Genomic DNA, 280 nt, shown 5'->3' on the forward strand with positions numbered 1-280 from the left:
GTTTCACTCACTTGCCAAGCAATTTTAACCGTCTTAGAAGGACCACTTAGCCGACAATGATCTTCTTTCCCACCGAGTAAACGCCCCATAAAAAAAACTGTTTGGGTAACAATAAACGTAGCACGTTTTGATGCCTCTCTCAAAGCTCTGCCAAAACTATAGCGAATATGTTTTACATAAGCTGGATCTAAACGCGCAGGATTATCTGGATCAACAGGAACTCCTACACCCATCAGTCCACTTCGAACCCGATTACCAAATCCATCATCTCGCTCAACTA

1 pseudogene is annotated in these 280 nt (G+C 42.9%); it reads right to left on the reverse strand.

The window, feature by feature from the left end:
- Positions 1–280, reverse strand: a pseudogene (locus ACFINS_RS10520) (RIP metalloprotease RseP); the annotation flags it as partial.

This window comes from Bartonella sp. AA2SXKL (genome assembly GCF_042197205.1).
Taxonomy (GTDB): domain Bacteria; phylum Pseudomonadota; class Alphaproteobacteria; order Rhizobiales; family Rhizobiaceae; genus Bartonella.